17 protein-coding genes are annotated in these 16,749 nt (G+C 41.8%); all 17 read left to right on the forward strand.

What is annotated here, in order from left to right:
- Positions 1–440 precede the first annotated feature (440 nt).
- The 17 genes from AC4G3L_RS12765 (at position 441) to spoIIQ (ending at position 16,531) form a co-directional block, all read left to right on the forward strand.
- Positions 441–821: an NADH-quinone oxidoreductase subunit A gene (locus AC4G3L_RS12765; protein ID WP_491077364.1), complete on the forward strand. Its 381-nt coding sequence runs from the start codon at positions 441–443 to the stop codon at positions 819–821.
- A complete protein-coding gene (locus AC4G3L_RS12770; RefSeq protein ID WP_491077365.1) occupies positions 812–1,324 on the forward strand; it encodes a NuoB/complex I 20 kDa subunit family protein in 513 nt (170 codons plus the stop codon). The genes AC4G3L_RS12765 and AC4G3L_RS12770 overlap by 10 nt, the downstream gene beginning before the upstream one ends.
- Positions 1,325–2,569, forward strand: a complete 1,245-nt coding sequence (locus tag AC4G3L_RS12775; protein WP_491077366.1) for an NADH-quinone oxidoreductase subunit C — start codon at positions 1,325–1,327, stop codon at positions 2,567–2,569.
- A 4-nt stretch (positions 2,570–2,573) separates the two neighbouring features.
- Positions 2,574–3,674, forward strand: a complete 1,101-nt coding sequence (locus AC4G3L_RS12780) for an NADH-quinone oxidoreductase subunit D (protein ID WP_491077367.1) — start codon at positions 2,574–2,576, stop codon at positions 3,672–3,674.
- The gene (gene nuoH / locus AC4G3L_RS12785) at positions 3,674–4,669 is read left to right on the forward strand and encodes an NADH-quinone oxidoreductase subunit NuoH (RefSeq protein WP_491077725.1); all 996 of its coding nucleotides are present in this window, start codon (positions 3,674–3,676) and stop codon (positions 4,667–4,669) included. The genes AC4G3L_RS12780 and nuoH overlap by 1 nt, the downstream gene beginning before the upstream one ends.
- Positions 4,670–4,704: 35 nt before the next feature.
- Entirely contained in the window at positions 4,705–5,121 is a 417-nt protein-coding gene (nuoI, locus tag AC4G3L_RS12790; protein WP_491077368.1) for an NADH-quinone oxidoreductase subunit NuoI, read from the forward strand.
- Complete coding sequence (locus tag AC4G3L_RS12795) at positions 5,121–5,663, forward strand: NADH-quinone oxidoreductase subunit J (RefSeq protein WP_491077369.1); 543 nt, start codon at positions 5,121–5,123, stop codon at positions 5,661–5,663. The genes nuoI and AC4G3L_RS12795 overlap by 1 nt, the downstream gene beginning before the upstream one ends.
- Positions 5,660–5,974, forward strand: a complete 315-nt coding sequence (nuoK, locus tag AC4G3L_RS12800; RefSeq protein ID WP_491077370.1) for an NADH-quinone oxidoreductase subunit NuoK — start codon at positions 5,660–5,662, stop codon at positions 5,972–5,974. Before AC4G3L_RS12795 ends, nuoK begins: the two co-directional genes overlap by 4 nt.
- 67 nt (positions 5,975–6,041) lie before the next feature.
- Positions 6,042–7,907, forward strand: coding sequence for an NADH-quinone oxidoreductase subunit L (gene nuoL / locus AC4G3L_RS12805; RefSeq protein WP_491077371.1), 1,866 nt, complete (start codon positions 6,042–6,044; stop codon positions 7,905–7,907).
- Positions 7,904–9,421, forward strand: a complete 1,518-nt coding sequence (locus tag AC4G3L_RS12810) for an NADH-quinone oxidoreductase subunit M (protein ID WP_491077372.1) — start codon at positions 7,904–7,906, stop codon at positions 9,419–9,421. Before nuoL ends, AC4G3L_RS12810 begins: the two co-directional genes overlap by 4 nt.
- Positions 9,422–9,428: 7 nt before the next feature.
- On the forward strand, positions 9,429–10,949 hold the full coding sequence (gene nuoN, locus AC4G3L_RS12815; protein WP_491077373.1) for an NADH-quinone oxidoreductase subunit NuoN: 1,521 nt from the start codon (positions 9,429–9,431) through the stop codon (positions 10,947–10,949).
- Positions 10,950–11,311: 362 nt separating this feature from the next.
- Positions 11,312–11,545 (forward strand): DUF1146 family protein, encoded by a 234-nt coding sequence (locus AC4G3L_RS12820; RefSeq protein WP_491077374.1) that lies wholly within the window; start codon positions 11,312–11,314, stop codon positions 11,543–11,545.
- 87 nt (positions 11,546–11,632) lie between these two features.
- Positions 11,633–12,343 (forward strand): YwmB family TATA-box binding protein, encoded by a 711-nt coding sequence (locus AC4G3L_RS12825; protein WP_491077375.1) that lies wholly within the window; start codon positions 11,633–11,635, stop codon positions 12,341–12,343.
- Positions 12,344–12,375: 32 nt separating this feature from the next.
- A complete protein-coding gene (murA, locus tag AC4G3L_RS12830) occupies positions 12,376–13,677 on the forward strand; it encodes a UDP-N-acetylglucosamine 1-carboxyvinyltransferase (protein WP_491077376.1) in 1,302 nt (433 codons plus the stop codon).
- A 364-nt stretch (positions 13,678–14,041) separates the two neighbouring features.
- Entirely contained in the window at positions 14,042–14,215 is a 174-nt protein-coding gene (locus tag AC4G3L_RS12835) for a hypothetical protein (protein ID WP_491077377.1), read from the forward strand.
- Between the two features lie 105 nt (positions 14,216–14,320).
- Positions 14,321–15,340 (forward strand): stage II sporulation protein D, encoded by a 1,020-nt coding sequence (spoIID, locus tag AC4G3L_RS12840; RefSeq protein WP_491077378.1) that lies wholly within the window; start codon positions 14,321–14,323, stop codon positions 15,338–15,340.
- Between the two features lie 384 nt (positions 15,341–15,724).
- Entirely contained in the window at positions 15,725–16,531 is an 807-nt protein-coding gene (gene spoIIQ, locus AC4G3L_RS12845; protein ID WP_491077379.1) for a stage II sporulation protein SpoIIQ, read from the forward strand.
- The last annotated feature ends 218 nt before the right edge of the window (positions 16,532–16,749 follow it).

Consider the following 16,749-nt stretch of genomic DNA (forward strand, 5'->3'; position numbering starts at 1 on the left):
ACTTATGCTACAGCTATGACGGGGTAAAGGTTCAGCAAAGGTGTATGAAAGCTGAGGAAAAACACCTACCCTGCACCTATGCGACAGCTATGAGGGGGTAAAGGTGCAGGAAGGGTGTGTGAAAGCTGTGATAAAACACCTATCCTCCACCTATGCCACAGCTATGACGGGGTAAAGGTGCAGCAAAGGTGTGTGAAAGGTGAGGGAAAACACCTATCCTCCACCTATGCTAGAGCTTTGACGGGATAAAGGTGCAACAAAGATGCAAAAAAGCAGCGAAATCCAGTAATAAACAAGCATTACCCCATTCTATAAAAATAAATGATATAGAAGTGGTATGACCAAAATTATCCATATAGTATCGACATGTATATTTCACGATGATATAATGTATACGGTTACATTTGAATATTCAGACAATTTAAGACGAAGAATGGGGGATGAGAGTGGCATCACTACATTGGTATCAGAACAATTATATAATCGTTCTGGTTTTTTTATGCCTTGGTATCTTACTTCCGATCGTTGCACTGTCTTTGGGAAAGTTATTAAGACCTTACAAACCCACCAACGAAAAAGGTACAACATATGAAAGTGGGCTGGAACCCTTTCATGATTCACGGGTTCAATTTAATGTACGATATTATATTTTTGCACTGTTGTTTGTTTTATTTGATGTGGAGACTGTATTTTTATATCCATGGGCTGTAGCCTATGACAAATTAGGTGTATTTGCATTGATTGAGATGTTTATTTTTGTAGTGATGCTTGTAATTGGATTACTCTATGCCTGGAAAAAGAAGGTGCTTAAATGGAATTAAAAATGGATGATCTGTCTCCTCGAGAAGTGGATGAACTTCAACGAACGATATTTATGGCGACATTGGAGCAAGTCAAGGGATGGGCGAGAGGAAACTCCTTATGGCCGCTTACTTTTGGACTGGCATGCTGTGCAATTGAAATGATGGCAGTAGGTTCCTCGCATTATGATGTGGACCGGTTTGGTTCATTTTTTCGGACATCTCCTCGTCAATCAGACGTTATGATTGTCTCTGGCACAGTAACAAAGAAAATGGCTCCTATTCTAAGAAGGCTATATGATCAAATGCCTGAACCGAAATGGGTAATTGCTATGGGTTCGTGTGCTACTGCGGGAGGTCCATATGTACGCTCCTACAGTGTCGTGAAGGGTGTCGACCAAATTGTGCCCGTCGATGTTTATATACCCGGTTGTCCCCCCAATCCTGCTGCGCTGATATATGGCATCAATAAATTAAAAGAAAAGATTAAATATGAGGCGAAAACTGGGAAGAAGGTGTTGTAGTTGAGCGAGAAAGACTTATCCCAGCAAAAGAAAGAGGCGGCTGAAAAGGCAAAAGAAGCAGCAAAAAGAAAGCTTGCTGAAAGACAATCCTCAGAACCATCTACACAAGCAGATTTCCAAAAAGAAAAAGATGAAATTTCCCTCGCGAAAGCGAAAGCAGCGGCAGCAGCCAAAGCGAAGGCCGCAGCACTGGCCAAGCAAAAACGAACAGAGGGAGAATCCAGATCCGCTGCACCACAAGACGAAACGGACAAAGAAAAAGCGATCGCCCTCGCGAAAGCAAAAGCAGCGGCAGCAGCCAAAGCAAAGGCCACCGCACTGGCGAAGCAAAAGCGAACAGAGGGAGAATCCAAATCCACCACACCACAAGACGAAACGGACAAAGAAAAAGCAATCGCCCTTGCGAAAGCAAAAGCAGCTGCAGCAGCCAAAGCAAAGGCCGCCGAGCTGGCCAAGCAAAAGCGAACAGAGGGAGAATCCAAATCCACCGCACCACAAGACGAATCGGACAAAGAAAAAGCAATCGCCCTTGCGAAAGCAAAAGCAGCTGCAGCAGCCAAAGCAAAGGCCGCCGCACTGGCCAAACAAAAGCGAACAGATAGAGAATCCGAATCCGCCACACCAAAAGATGAATCAGACAAAGAAAAAGCTAAGGCAAAAGCAATTGCCCTTGCTAAGGCAAAGGCCGCTGCAGCAGCTAAAGCTAAAGCTAAAGCACAACCGACTGAAAAACGATCCACACCAGAACCAGAAGAAGTTCCATCTCCAAATCAATCCCTACTAGATTCATATAAAACGATACTGGAAGGGAATATAGGCCCTGATAGTTTAGAAGATGCCTATATTAATACGCTTTCCAAGGATGTGCCGACAATTGTTGTGAAAAGAGAGGCGTACTTTCAAACGCTTGCGTTTTTACGCAAAAATGAACAATTGAAGTTTAACTATTTATCTGAAATTCACGGAACTGACTTTATCACCCATTTCGAGGTATATTTATATTTGTATTCTTTTCCATATCAGCGTGATATTGTCATTAAAGTGAAGCTGAATCGTGATCAGCCAGAATTGGAATCTGTCGTACCGTTATGGAAGGGTGCGAATTGGGCCGAGTCTGAAATATATGATCTACTCGGGATAACATTTACTGGTCACCCGGATTTACAGCGTATCCTTCTCGGGGAAGATTGGGTTGGTCATCCACTGCGTAAGGATTATGAGCAGTACGACGATGTGGAGGTGTAGGGGTATGATTCGAACGGAAGAAATGCTTTTGAATGTAGGACCTCAGCATCCAAGTACACATGGTGTTCTGCGGATTGTTGTAAAAATTGATGGGGAAATCATAACAGAAGCAAAACCGGTTATTGGTTATTTACATAGAGGAACTGAAAAGCTGGCGGAAGATCTTCAATACACTCAGATTATCCCCTACACGGACCGGCTAGATTATTTATCAGCGATGACCAATAATTATGTGCTTTGTTATGCGGTCGAAACGATGATGAAGATTGAAGTGCCTGAACGAGCTGAATATTTAAGGGTTATGGCCATGGAACTGGGCCGGATTTCGAGCCATCTTGTGGCATGGGGGACATTCGTGCTGGATTTGGGAGCGACCAGTCCATTTATCTACGCATTCAGGGAAAGAGAAATGATTCTTAATTTCTTAAACGAGCTATCAGGAGCCCGACTGACCTTTAATTATATGCGTATAGGCGGGGTGAAATGGGATGCCCCGGAAGGCTGGATTCAAAAGGTTGCAGAATTTATTCCGTATATGCGTGAACAGCTTGAGGGATATCGGGAGCTGGTAAGCGGAAATGAGATATTTTTAACCAGGGTAAAAGGAATTGGAATTTACTCAGCTGAAGATGCCATTGCCTATTCGTTGAGCGGACCAAATTTACGCTGTACGGGTGTAAAACAGGATTTACGCAAGACAGCTCCCTACTCCATATATGAACGATTTGATTTCAGAATTGTTACACGTGAAACAGGCGATGTGTTATCGAGATATGAAATTCGGCTGGATGAAATTGAAGAATCCTTAAAAATTTTGGAGCAATGTATCGAGCAATTTCCGTCTAATGGACCGGTGCTGGCGAAGGTTCCTAAAATTATTAAACCTCCAAAAGGAGAAGGGTTTGTACGCATTGAATCACCGCGTGGAGAAATTGGCTGTTACATAGCAAGCGACGGTAAAAAAGAACCGTATCGGCTTAAATTCAGACGCCCTTCTTTTTACAATTTGCAAATTCTGCCGAAATTATTAAAGGGAGAAAACATAGCCAATCTGGTTGCCATATTGGGTGCGATTGATATCGTCCTTGGGGAGGTTGATGGGTGATGATTCAAGATTTACTTACCTCAACTCCAAGCTGGAGCTCCGTAGCTATATTTGCAGGTTCGGCGATTGTTCTAATGTTTGTCATTCTGGGATTTGTGACATTTGCCATTTTGGCGGAGCGGAAGGTAATGGGCTATATGCAACTGCGCCATGGTCCCAATCAGCTTGGGGGAAAATGGGGTTTGCTCCAGACTGTAGCAGATGTCCTCAAATTGCTCCTTAAAGAAGATACGATTCCGAATCAGGCAGATAAACCATTATTTAAATTGGCTCCCTTTATTGCTTTCGCACCGGCCATGGCAGTTGTCGCCGTATTGCCCTTTACAGAGGCTCTACAATTTGCGGATCTTGGTGTGGGATTGCTCTACTATATTGCGGTGTCAGGAGTTAGCACAGTCGGGATTTTAGCCGCCGGCTGGGCGTCGAATAATAAATATTCCCTCCTTGGCGGGATGCGTGCAGGCGCCCAAATGATTTCTTATGAAGTTCCGCTTGTCATGTCGGTTATCGGGATTATTCTTTTATCAGGCAGCTTGAATTTAAATGACATTGTGGAAGGTCAATCCGGTGTATGGAATATTATCCGCCAGCCGATTGCGTTTGTTGTCTTTTTTATAGCCGCAGTAGCGGAATTAAATCGCGTTCCTTTTGATTTGTCAGAGGCTGAATCGGAGCTTGTCGCCGGTTTTCATGTTGAATACTCGGGATTCAGATGGGCATTCTTTATGCTTTCAGAATATGTGTATATGTTTGCGATGGCCACTTTGTCCGTAGTCCTGTTTTTTGGAGGATGGCAGCCGCTTCCGTTCCTTGAGTGGATCCCGGGTGCTGTTTGGTTCAGCTTAAAATGGTTTGTAATCATCTTTTTTCTTATATGGGTTCGTGTCACGTTTCCGAGGTTACGGGCAGATCATTTAATGGAGTTTGGCTGGAAAGTGTTACTGCCGATTGCTTTACTTAATATTTTCATAACAGCATTAGTCATAAAATTATAGCCTGGATAGTGAGATGAATAGAGGGAGGGAGAGAAATGTTCGGTTTAGCTAAGGGACTGAAGTACACACTGAAGAATTTAGCTCGTGAAAAAGTAACCTATGATTATCCAAACGAGTCGATTATGGTACCTGATCGTTTCCGCGGCATTCAAAAATTTTATCCCGAAAAATGTATTGTATGCAATCAATGTATGAATATTTGTCCTACAGACTGTATCCATTTAACAGGTAAAAAACATCCTGACCCTACTAAAAAAGGCAAAATCATCGACACCTATGATATCAATTTTGAGATATGTATTTTATGTGATTTATGTACAGAGGTTTGTCCGACAGACGCCATTGTCATGACCAATAACTTTGAACTGGCAGAATACAGCCGGGACGAGTTATTTAAGAACCTGGAATGGCTCGACGAAAATGATGAAAATATTCGAAAGGTGAATCAATAATGAGCGGAGAAATGGCGGCATTCAGTGTGCTGGGGTTAATAGCAATCTGCGGGGCTGTGCTGATGATCCATTTAACAAAGGTGATGCATATGATGGTGGCGCTCGTGTTTACCTTTATCAGCATCGCCGGAATTTATGTTTTACTGTCAGCAGAATTCGTAGCGGTCGTCCAGATCATGATTTATTCTGGGGCCATCACAATCATTATGCTTTTTGGGATTATGCTGACCAATCATCGTGACCCCAGTGTATCGAAGGCAGGCATATGGAGGAAAGCCTTTGTCATAGTCGGGATCTTGGGCTTTGCGGGTGCAGTCTATGCCGGTATCTATAATTTAAACTTTACAGAGTCAGTCCATACAGGCACCAATGATTCGAATCAACCGAGCACCTTGCATATCAATAATACGGAGAAAATTGGACTCGCAATCTTTACGAAATTTGTGATTCCATTTGAGCTGGTTTCTGTATTGCTGCTGGTTGCCTTAGTTGGTGCTGTAGTACTGGCAAGAAAAGACGATCAAAAGGAGGAGGAAAAATGAATTCTGTTCCGCTTCCTGCTTATTTAACGCTGGCGTTAACGTTATTTTGCATAGGGCTTTATGGAGCTTTAACAAAGCGTAATATAATCATTGTTCTTGTATCTATTGAATTAATGCTCAATGCGGTGAATATTAATTTGGTTGCTTTTAGTAAGCTTGGACCGGCCCCTGCGATTACAGGGCAAGTATTCGCCCTGTTTGCTATCGCGGTGGCAGCTGCTGAAGCTGCAGTGGGACTAGCGATTTTATTCTCGCTTTATCGGAATCGTAAGACCGTCCATATAGATGAAATGGATACATTGAAAAATTAACGTCAATGGATAATCTCGAATTGAAGAGGGGAAATGCCGTTCTTCAATCGTAAGGGGAAATGTTACTATGATGAAACTTGTATGGGTCATCCCTCTTTTCCCGCTCCTGTCATTCGTTCTTTTGCTTGTGGTTGGAAAGAGGCTGAAGGCATCGAGCGCGTATATAGGGATTGGCTTCACGTTTCTTACCTTCCTTAGCTCTCTGCTGGTACTCTTTGCCCGTTTTCAAACACCTGATTATCGCTCTGTGGTGGATTGGCTGAAAATCGGAGACGTACAAGTGACCATGGGAGTAGAGGTAAGCCAGCTAAATGCTTTAATGCTGGTCATTGTTTCACTGGTCAGCTTATTAGTACATATTTATTCAATTGGGTATATGCATGGTGAGCAAAGAGTACCCGTTTTCTTTGCTTATTTGGGACTGTTTACGTTTGCCATGCTGGGTTTGGTTGTTTCACCGAATCTCCTGCAGCTCTATATATTCTGGGAATTGGTCGGGTTGGGATCCTTCCTTTTGATCGGGTTTTATTTTTACAAGGATGCGGCACGGCGCGCAGCTAAAAAAGCGTTCATTATGACCAGAATTGGCGATGTAGGTCTTTTTATTGGCATCATCCTCTTATTCTGGAAAACGGGAAGCTTTGAGTACGCCGTCATTTTTGCAGCCGTAGAAAATGGTAACCTTTCACCAGGCTGGATTACGGCCACTGCATTGCTGATCTTTATTGGCGCCATCGGGAAATCCGGTCAATTCCCCTTACACACATGGCTTCCTGATGCAATGGAAGGCCCGACTCCTGTCTCAGCCTTGATCCATGCCGCTACAATGGTGGCAGCCGGAGTCTATTTGGTAGCGACCATGTATCCTCTGTTTGCGGCGAGTGAAACAGCCTTGCTGACAGTAGCGATTATCGGTGCTTTTACAGCCATCTTTGCTGCCGTCATTGCTACGGTCCAAAAGGATATTAAGCGAATTTTGGCCTATTCAACCATTAGCCAGCTTGGCTATATGATGCTCGCACTCGGGACAGCAGGCTATGTAGCCGGTGTCTTTCATTTAACAACACATGCCTTTTTTAAAGCCCTCTTATTCCTGGCAGCCGGCAGTGTCATTCATGCCGTTCACACCCAGAATATCCACGAGATGGGTGGTTTGTGGAAAAAATTAAAGCGTACCGGGCCACTATTTTTAATTGGAACATTGGCCATTACCGGATTTCCGTTCTTCTCAGGATTTTTTAGTAAGGATGAGATTCTTGTATCTGTATGGGAGAGCGGCCATTACGTCCTATTTATTCTCGCTTTCTTAACTGCTATATTAACAGCCTTCTATATGTTCCGCCTTTTCTTTCTCGTCTTTACCGGGCCTTCCCGATATGAAACAAAGGACGTGCAGGAGTCACCTGGTTCCATGATGGTTCCGATGATGATCCTTGGCATCCTTTCAATCTTCGCAGGTTACGTGAACACTCCTTGGTTTGGCACATTTCTTGGAGACTGGCTGGTGGAGGGAAATCAATACATTGGCCATGTACATGCAGACGGGCCCATATGGATCCCCATCGCGGCCGCATTTGCCTTTTTGATTGGGAGCGGAACTGCCTACTTGCTTTATCGAAGAGGAGGCCATGTCCGTTTGGAGGAGGAAGTGCCTGGACCGTTGTATCAAATGGTAGCCAATAAGTTTTATGTCGATGAATTTTATCAGTATACAATTGTACGTAGCGTAAAATCCTTCGGCGTTCTCCTCTTCTGGATTGAAAAATATATCCTCCAGGGAATATTGGCAGCGATTCAATACGTAGTCCATTTCGGTTCGGTCAAGGGATCTGAAGCCCATAATGGCCAAATACAACTATACGGAACGATTGCTCTGCTTGGCCTGGCTGCTGTGCTTGTGATCTTTGCATGGACAGGAGGGTACGTCAGATGAATTCATATATTCTTAGTTTGCTAGTTTTCTCTCCATTCATAGGGATAGCGGGATTGCTGTTTGTATCAAAAGATAATGAAAAAGCGTTGAAACGATTAGGGGTCTTGGGAACTATTCCTCCACTGCTCCTTAGCTTCTATTTATATAGCCAGTATCTATCCGGTGTGAAATTTTCAGCCTTTGCGGTTTTTCACAAATGGTTTCAATTAGGAGATGGGGGAATCAGACAAAGTCAACTGTATGCGGTGCCTTTTGAGTTAGGTCTCAATGGGATTTCACTTGTCATGGTCCTATTGACGGCCATTCTGTGTACGCTCGCAGCCATTGCTTCTGTTCTTCAAATTAAAAACGAATGGAAGGGCTATTTTCTCCTTTTCCTCTTATTAGAGGTTGGCATGCTTGGTGTCTTCCTGGCAGAGAATTTAATTTTATTCTTCCTATTCTTCGAGGTTACGTTGGTGGCGATGTTCTTTTTAATAGGGAGATGGGGGTATTTTGACAAAGAGAAGGCTGCCTTTAGCTTCTTGATCTATAACGGGTTAGGTTCTGGTTTTCTCCTGTTTGTGATTATGGTTCTTTTTGCGAGAACTGGTACAGCCAATATGGAGATATTGGGGAAAATCTTATCGGTTGGCGGGCAGACGCTGCTCGCTCCAATCAGCCAGGAATTAAAATATGTCCTCTTTGCCGGAATCATCCTTGCCTTTGGCATCAAGCTGCCGATTTTTCCGTTCCACTCCTGGATGCTGCGTGTCCATGTGCAGGCTCCGCCGGCGATTGTCATGCTGCATGCCGGTGTATTATTAAAAATTGGTGCCTATGGGCTAATCAGGTTTGGAATGGGATTGTTTCCGGAAGAATTTAAGGAGTTTTCCTTCCTGATTGCCTTGCTTGGCGTCATTAATCTCCTGTACGGGGCATGGCTTGCTTTACTCCAGACGGATTTCAAGCTCGTGCTTGCCTATTCCTCTATCTCTCATATGGGGATTGTCCTGATTGGACTGGGTGCGTTAAATGCTGCGGGGATAGAGGGAGCTCTGTTTCAAGTGGTTTCTCATGGATTGATTGCCGCTTTGCTATTCTTGCTGGTCGGTTTCCTTTATGAAAGAACCGGAACGACGGATTTGAATCAGCTTGGTGGATTAGCTAAATCCATTCCGATTTTTTCCGGTATTTTATTGGCAGGCGGGATGGCATCACTTGGCTTGCCGGGAATGTCCGGGTTTATCAGTGAATTTATGGCGTTCATGGGATTATTTCAAAACGAACCAATCCTTGCTGCCATTGGTACGCTTGGAATTGTGTTAACAGCTGTTTATGTATTACGCGCCGTTCTGACTATTACATTTGGTACCAAAAAGGATACGCTGCCTCTGGCCGATTTAAGAGCGGCAGAAGCAGTACCGGCATTTGTATTACTTAGTTTCATTATCTTGATTGGCATCAGCCCGGCTATCCTGGAAGGACCGCTGCAGGCTGAAATTGCTGACTTGATGACAGGGATAGGGAGGTGATCGCCATATGGATATGGATACGTTAATGTCAATGAACTGGAATTTATTAATACCGGAATTTATCATTCTTGGTGCGGCGGTCATTCTCTCGGTAATGGATCTTTGCATGCCTAAACAGTTTGCACGAAAGATACTTGGCTGGTTTGCGTTTGGCAGTATCCTTTTGGCTATCATTACCTTATTGGGTTTGATACCAATGGAGGCAGAATCCATATTATATGATACGTTCCGCCTGGATTCCTTTGCCAAAGCGTTTAAACTCATTCTTCTGGCAGGGTCTGCGTTCGTTATGATGTTGGCTATTGAGCATAAGCCGAGAGCCGGAATGCAGCCATACCAGGCTGAATTTTATTATTTATTCTTAACTGCTTTATTGGGTGCGATGATGATGACATCAAGCGGAGATTTAATTACATTGTTTGTTGGGCTTGAACTATTGTCCGTCTCGTCCTATATCCTTGCGGGAATGCAGAAGAATAACCTGAAATCTGCTGAGGCTGCCATGAAATATGTAGTCAATGGCGGGATTTCAACGGCGATTATCCTGTTTGCTCTGAGTTACTTGTATGGCGTGAGCGGAACGACTAATATTTTTGAAATCGGTACTATATTCGCCACACAGGATAATTCCCAGCTTCAATATATTGCCGGACTATCCTTCCTGATATTTGTGATTGGAATATCCTTTAAACTGGCTACCGTGCCATTCCATATGTGGGCTCCGGATGTATACGAGGGATCACCAACACCGGTCACTACCTTTTTAAGTACCGTTTCTAAAGCAGCAGGCTTTGCGCTCTTAATACGTATCGTGGTTACGGTCTATTTAACAGCGACAATGGATGATATCGGATTCTTATCGATTTTTACGGCCAATCAAAATTATCTGGCTGTTCTTGCCGCCTTCACGATGATTGCCGGAAATGTGATTGCATTAAGGCAAAAGAATCTTAAAAGGATGCTTGCTTATTCAAGTATTGCTCATGCGGGATACTTGCTTGCCGCAGTTGCGGCCTTTGGAGAATATACGATTGAATCTGTCTGGTACTATTTTGCCGCTTATATGTTAATGATGACAGGTGCATTTGCCGTCATTCAATTGATCGCGGAAGACCGGGAGATTGGAGACGAGGATCAATATATGCTCGCCGGTTTGTATAAAAAAGCGCCATTTTTAGCTGTCTCGATGAGTATTTTCATCCTATCCATGGCAGGAATTCCAGGTACGGCGGGATTCATCGCAAAGCTGAATATATTCATGACCCTTTTTGCAAAAGAAAATGGTCATTATCTGCTGGCAGGAATTATGTTAATAACCACAGTGATCTCGTATATGTATTATTTTAACATCATGGTTCAGTTATTTATGAGGTCTGGTGAAGAAGGGAAAGCCAGCAGGAACATATCTATCGTTCATTATATAATTGGTCTTTGCGCAGTAGGATCGATCCTATTTGGATTATTCCCTCATTACTTGCTCGATTTCTTCCACCAGAATTTTACGGATATATACAAAATGCTGAAATAGATCTACATAACCAGGAGGTGAATGAGCCTCTTGGTTTTTTATCAGGGAGAATAAATGAGCCTGACATAGTGTAATGGTAGAAAAGATTCTCCTGAATAGTTGTTGGTGAACAGTGATACCCAATAAATACCTGTAAAATTGTGAAAAAGTGAACATAGATATCTATGTTTATTTTTTGTAAAATAATAGGTAGCTGAATTCGATAGGCAAATCATGCAGATGAAATGACAAAAATTCGCGTTTTTTGTCCGATGCTGACTTTTTTGTTAGAAATAGTCGATTATTTGTCTTAAAAGAGGAACCTTCCTTTTAAATATGTTACACTGTAAAAGTATATCTTTTTGTATGAAAGGAAAAAGGTCATGAATTCATTCGGAATGCAAGCTTTACTCAGCATAGTGAGCCATTTGTTTTTTATAGCGGTGACATGGTGGGCATTACAAGCCTTACACTTTGATAAGTTGCTGAGAGCGGGAAGAGTGGTTCAGGCAAGAGTGCTGTATATCTTGCTGACCATCACGATTGGTTCAGCTGTCAGTGGATTTTTTCTTGAGTACTGGAGTTATGCTCAGCAATTAACGAATCTCTTTAATTAATCGAAGTTGTCAGAAAGTGACGAACAGATTACGGTATGCTTATGAATCCCCAAGGTAAGACTAAAGCAATAGGGGAGAGTGGTATACGTGAAAAAAGTGATTCTTTCAATAATTGTTGGTTTGATGGTTTTATATGTAGGGAATAAGACGACAGAAGCTTTGTCTAAACACGATTTGATACTAATGGCAGAGGGCATAAAACATGTAGATCCAGCAGCAGAAATAACGGATTGGATTGTTTTAGCTCGTGCAAATGTGGATGATCAATTCCCTGTCGTAACAGCTGACATACAGAATAAATATACCAATTATGTTTGGAACGAAGATAAAAGCAGCAATGGAAAAACATTGGTTGGTACATATCTGGATGAAAAGTTGAATACTACGTCTACTATTAAAATCATGTCCAGTGATTCACAAAAAACAGTTCTGATTTTTAGCATTGAGGGAACTGAGTGGACACGTGGACACGTGGACTTTATTCAGAACTGGCTCAAAACTGGTACTAAGGGCATATTTAAGGACAAGCCCCAATATTTCTCTTGTATCAAAGGGATAACCGGTGCTAATATGGATAAGGTCTTACTAAAAAACTGGATGAATGAATTTGAAGCTAAGTCAATGGAGCGTGCAATAGAAAGCAATTTTATTTCTGTTGCTGCAAAAAGCAAACAATTTACAAATAATCTGACCAATGGAGTCAACCTCCAATTGGCCTTTCGAGAACAGAAAGACGATCGAATGGACAATGGGATACAGTTTACCATTGGCACACCGATAATAGCATTTGAATACTAATATAGAGATATTGAACGCGGAGGGGAATAACTTTGGAAAAAATCATTGTCCGCGGCGGAAACAGGTTAGAAGGTACAGTTCGAGTTGAAGGTGCTAAAAACGCCGTTTTACCTGTATTAGCTGCAACATTATTAGCAAGTGAAGGAAAAAGCGTTCTTAAAGACGTTCCGGAGCTATCCGATGTATATACAATAAATGAAGTACTTCGTAATTTAAATACAGAAGTTGAATTTAGCAATAATACTGTAACAGTGGATGCTTCTAAACCATTAGCAGAAGAAGCACCGTTTGAGTACGTTCGTAAAATGCGTGCTTCAGTTCTTGTCATGGGCTCATTATTGGCTAGAAACGGAAAAGCTCGCGTAGCTTTACCAGGCGGCTGCGCAATTGGTTCACGTCCGATCGATCAGCATTTAAAAGGATTTGAAGCAATGGGTGCTGACGTTAAAGTTGGTAATGGCTTTATTGAAGCTGAGGTTGAAGGTCGTCTTAAAGGCGCAAAAATCTATTTGGATTTCCCAAGTGTTGGTGCGACTGAAAACATCATGATGGCTGCAGCATTAGCTGATGGTGTCACTATTTTGGATAACTGTGCAAAAGAACCGGAAATCGTTGACCTGGCTAACTATTTGAATAAAATGGGTGCTAAAGTTAAAGGTGCAGGAACAGCTACTATCCGTATTGAAGGTGTAGAAAAACTTTACGGCACAGAACATCATATTATTCCAGACCGTATTGAAGCAGGTACTTTCATGGTTGCTGCTGCCATTACTGGTGGTAACGTATTGGTACAAGGTGCTTTAATGGAGCACTTATCTTCTCTAGTTGCCAAAATGGAAGAAATGGGCATTATAATCAAAGAAGAAAAAGACGGACTGCGAGTAATTGGGCCATCATCCTTGAAAGCAGTGGATATTAAAACAATGCCGCATCCAGGATTCCCAACGGATATGCAATCTCAAATGATGGCATTGCTGTTGCGTGCCAATGGAACTAGCATGATCACTGAAACGGTCTTCGAAAACCGCTTCATGCATGTGGAAGAGTTCCGCCGCATGAATGCTGATATCAAAATTGACGGCCGTTCTGTCATTATTTCCGGAGGAGCAAATCTTCAGGGAGCTGAAGTAGCAGCTACAGATTTACGTGCAGCAGCAGCCTTGATTTTATCCGGCCTTGTTGCTGAAGGTGTAACTCGTGTTACGGAGCTTAAGCATTTGGATCGTGGATATGTGAATTTCCATGGTAAACTTGCTGCACTAGGTGCGGATATCGAGCGAATTAAAGAATCTTCTGATCAAGAAGAAACAACTGTTATTGCTGAAAACGCCTAAATTGTAGATTTTAAAAGCCAGGCATAATTGTCTGGCTTTTTTACGTTTTCATAACATGTGGATACTTTACGTAAAATCCTTCACTCACCAACTTATCCACAGACATATAAACAAATTAACAACAAGTTATACACAGAAAGGATATGCTTATCCACATATATACCCACAGTAAGAACATTAAAAACCAGTCTTAAACATATAAAACCATATTTATCAAGTTTTTAAGAGAATTTTTAGAAAAAAAATAATCAATCACAAGTTATGCACAGACTTATCCACATTTCGTGGATTTTGGGGAAAACTCACTAAATAGTTTGAAAGTTTGGTAGACTGTTGATAATGAAATCGAAAGGAGAGTACGAGAATGAAAGAGATAAATGGGTCAACCATCATCAAAATCATTTTAATCGTTTGTTTGGCGATTTTAATTTTTAAAGTGGCTAAAATTTTGCTGGACCTTTTGCTTTTTGGCATTATTCTATACATTTTATTTAATCTCTACAGAAACTATGAAAAGAAAAAGAAAAACCATTCCTGACAGAAAAAATTCATTCCCTCTATAAGGTATACACATATTCAGAAGATTACGTTCATACACTGAAGAGTGTTGGACAGTTAACTGAAGTAGAGGGGAGACTACTATATGAAGCATTGGAAACCGATTATTTTTGCCATTAGTCTTGTAGCAGCTGTTACTATTATCATTCCCACCATCATGGTCGCGCCTTTTAAGGAAGAAGGAGTGGAGGCTGAACAGCAGGTGTTAAAAGAACCGAAACAGCAGCCGGAGAATAAAGCGGATCTGCAAACGACCATTCAAGTATACAGACATAGTCAAAAAAGAATAGAAACGGTTGCTCTGGAGGATTACGTAGCCGGTGTAGTAGCGGCTGAAATGCCTGCCAATTTTGAACTGGAAGCATTAAAGGCTCAAGCACTCACAGCCCGAACCTTCATCGTAAAGGCACTAACATCCAAAACAAAAAAGGATATACCAGAGGGTGCAGATATAACGGACACCGTGAATGATCAGGTTTATTTGAATGCTAAGGAGTTAAAAGCTTCCTGGGGAAATAAATATCAAATGAATATGAAAAAGATTGAAGAGGCCGTTTCTGCAACGAAAGGGCAGCTTTTGACTTATAATCAAGAATTAATTACTCCATCCTTCTTCTCTACCAGTAACGGGTTTACAGAGAACTCAGAAGATTATTGGCCGAATGCACTTCCTTACCTGCGCAGTGTGGCCAGTCCCTGGGACGCGGAATCCCCAAAATATTTGAGCGAAACGACCATCCCTGTATCGGAGTTTGAACGTCTCCTGAATGTTACAATTGGCAGCAATAAGGATGTAGGAAAAATTATTAGCCGTACAGATGGAAACCGAATTGGAGAGATTGAAATAGGCGGTAAACGCCTGACAGGGAAAAATGTGCGAGAGTTACTCGGACTAAAATCAAGTGACTTTTCCTGGTACAAAAAAGGCGACCAGGTCATCATAACGACAAAAGGATACGGCCATGGAGTGGGAATGAGCCAATATGGGGCAAATGGAATGGCAGAGGCCGGCAAATCCTATAAGGACATTATTTCGTATTACTATAAAGATGTAAAAATTTCAGAAGCGACAGCCTACTTGCCTACATATACTGCAAAGAAATGAAGTTCGGCTGGTCAGTCCAGTAAGACATAGGGAGAAAACGAGAAAACGATTCCGTTTTCTCCCTATGTTTTTTATTGGGTGTGAGTGGAGATTTTTTGTGTCTATCATTATTGAAGTGCTTTCTTTTATGCCGGGGTGGACGTGTTGATAAAAGCAGAAAGACCAATATGAATGAAGTATACGATAGTACTCAGCTGAAAGGTGAATTCACCTTAAATCGAATATGCTTCTATTATAAAAGAGATGCCGTACAATAGATTTTCGAGAAAATAAAACTTTAGTTCATGCATAATTTTCGCCTATTTAACAAAAGATATAAATTTTTTCGTCATCCATGTATATATTTTCTGAAAAGTGTTCAGAATGATGGCAGAGGTGATGAAAATGAGAGAGGAAGAAAAGAAACGATCTTCTCAGTCAAAATTGAAAAGCATGGTGAAAAAGCGTTGGTTCCTACCGGCAGTCTACATTTTAAGTGCAGCTATTCTTTTGACAGGCATTTTAGTGTATCAAGCAAGCAATAATGATTTTACGCAAGATCCATCTGAGAACAAACAAAATATTACGTCTGAAAATAATGAGCCATCCATTGAAGTAAACAATTCGCTGGAAACGTTCTCTATTCCAATGGCCGAAGCTGATTCTGCGGTCATCAAAAAGGAATTCTATGATGTGAATGGAGATACGAAGCAACAGGAAGCATCCCTGGTTGTCTATAATAACACGTATCAACCTAACACAGGGATCGATTACGCCATGAAAGATGGGAAAGGCTTTGATGTTGTCGCATCTATGAGCGGGAAGGTAAAAATGGTGCAAGAAGACGCATTGTTGGGTAATCTAGTAGTGATTGAGCATGAAAAAGGGGTAGAAACCCATTATTCCTCTGTAAAAGATATTAAGGTAAAAGAAGGAGACACCGTTAAACAAGGTGAAACCGTTGCTACCGGAGGAACTAGTGCCATTAACGAAGATGCCGGAACTCATGTCCATTTTGAAGTAAGAAAAGATAATGTGGCTGTTAATCCATTAGAGTATTTGGATAAACCGATCAATTCACTGAAAGATGAGAAAATAAAAGCTGATACAAAGGCTAAAGATTCAGCTGATCAAGAGGATCCAAACGAAGAAACAACTGAAGATCCAGAGAAAACTGAAGACCCGGAAAAAAATCAAGAATCAGGTAATTAATTATCAAAATGCCTTCAGACCATTTCGTCTGGAGGTATTTTTTTCGACGTAATGAGAGTTATTTCTCGGGAAATAATGAGGAAAAATTGTTTGTCGAATATATATACATTCAATAAAAAACGTAAAAGACTCGTCCTTAATGTAGGTTTCGTGCATAAAAGTGGAACCAAGCTAATAAACTTTTAAAAACCTGACACATAGAGAATGCCAGAGGTGAG

The organism is Bacillus sp. z33 (assembly GCF_058313615.1).

Bases quoted from the DNA above. Each gene is read 5' to 3' on its own strand.
- AC4G3L_RS12765 (WP_491077364.1), top strand. From the start codon at position 441: ATGAGAGTGGCATCACTACATTGGTATCAGAACAATTATATAATCGTT.
- AC4G3L_RS12795 (WP_491077369.1), top strand. From the start codon at position 5,121: ATGAGCGGAGAAATGGCGGCATTCAGTGTGCTGGGGTTAATAGCAATC.
- nuoN (WP_491077373.1), top strand. From the start codon at position 9,429: ATGGATATGGATACGTTAATGTCAATGAACTGGAATTTATTAATACCG.
- AC4G3L_RS12780 (WP_491077367.1), top strand. From the start codon at position 2,574: ATGATTCGAACGGAAGAAATGCTTTTGAATGTAGGACCTCAGCATCCA.
- nuoH (WP_491077725.1), top strand. From the start codon at position 3,674: ATGATTCAAGATTTACTTACCTCAACTCCAAGCTGGAGCTCCGTAGCT.
- spoIIQ (WP_491077379.1), top strand. From the start codon at position 15,725: ATGAGAGAGGAAGAAAAGAAACGATCTTCTCAGTCAAAATTGAAAAGC.
- AC4G3L_RS12835 (WP_491077377.1), top strand. From the start codon at position 14,042: ATGAAAGAGATAAATGGGTCAACCATCATCAAAATCATTTTAATCGTT.
- nuoL (WP_491077371.1), top strand. From the start codon at position 6,042: ATGATGAAACTTGTATGGGTCATCCCTCTTTTCCCGCTCCTGTCATTC.
- AC4G3L_RS12770 (WP_491077365.1), top strand. From the start codon at position 812: ATGGAATTAAAAATGGATGATCTGTCTCCTCGAGAAGTGGATGAACTT.
- AC4G3L_RS12810 (WP_491077372.1), top strand. From the start codon at position 7,904: ATGAATTCATATATTCTTAGTTTGCTAGTTTTCTCTCCATTCATAGGG.
- nuoK (WP_491077370.1), top strand. From the start codon at position 5,660: ATGAATTCTGTTCCGCTTCCTGCTTATTTAACGCTGGCGTTAACGTTA.
- AC4G3L_RS12820 (WP_491077374.1), top strand. From the start codon at position 11,312: ATGAATTCATTCGGAATGCAAGCTTTACTCAGCATAGTGAGCCATTTG.
- nuoI (WP_491077368.1), top strand. From the start codon at position 4,705: ATGTTCGGTTTAGCTAAGGGACTGAAGTACACACTGAAGAATTTAGCT.
- spoIID (WP_491077378.1), top strand. From the start codon at position 14,321: ATGAAGCATTGGAAACCGATTATTTTTGCCATTAGTCTTGTAGCAGCT.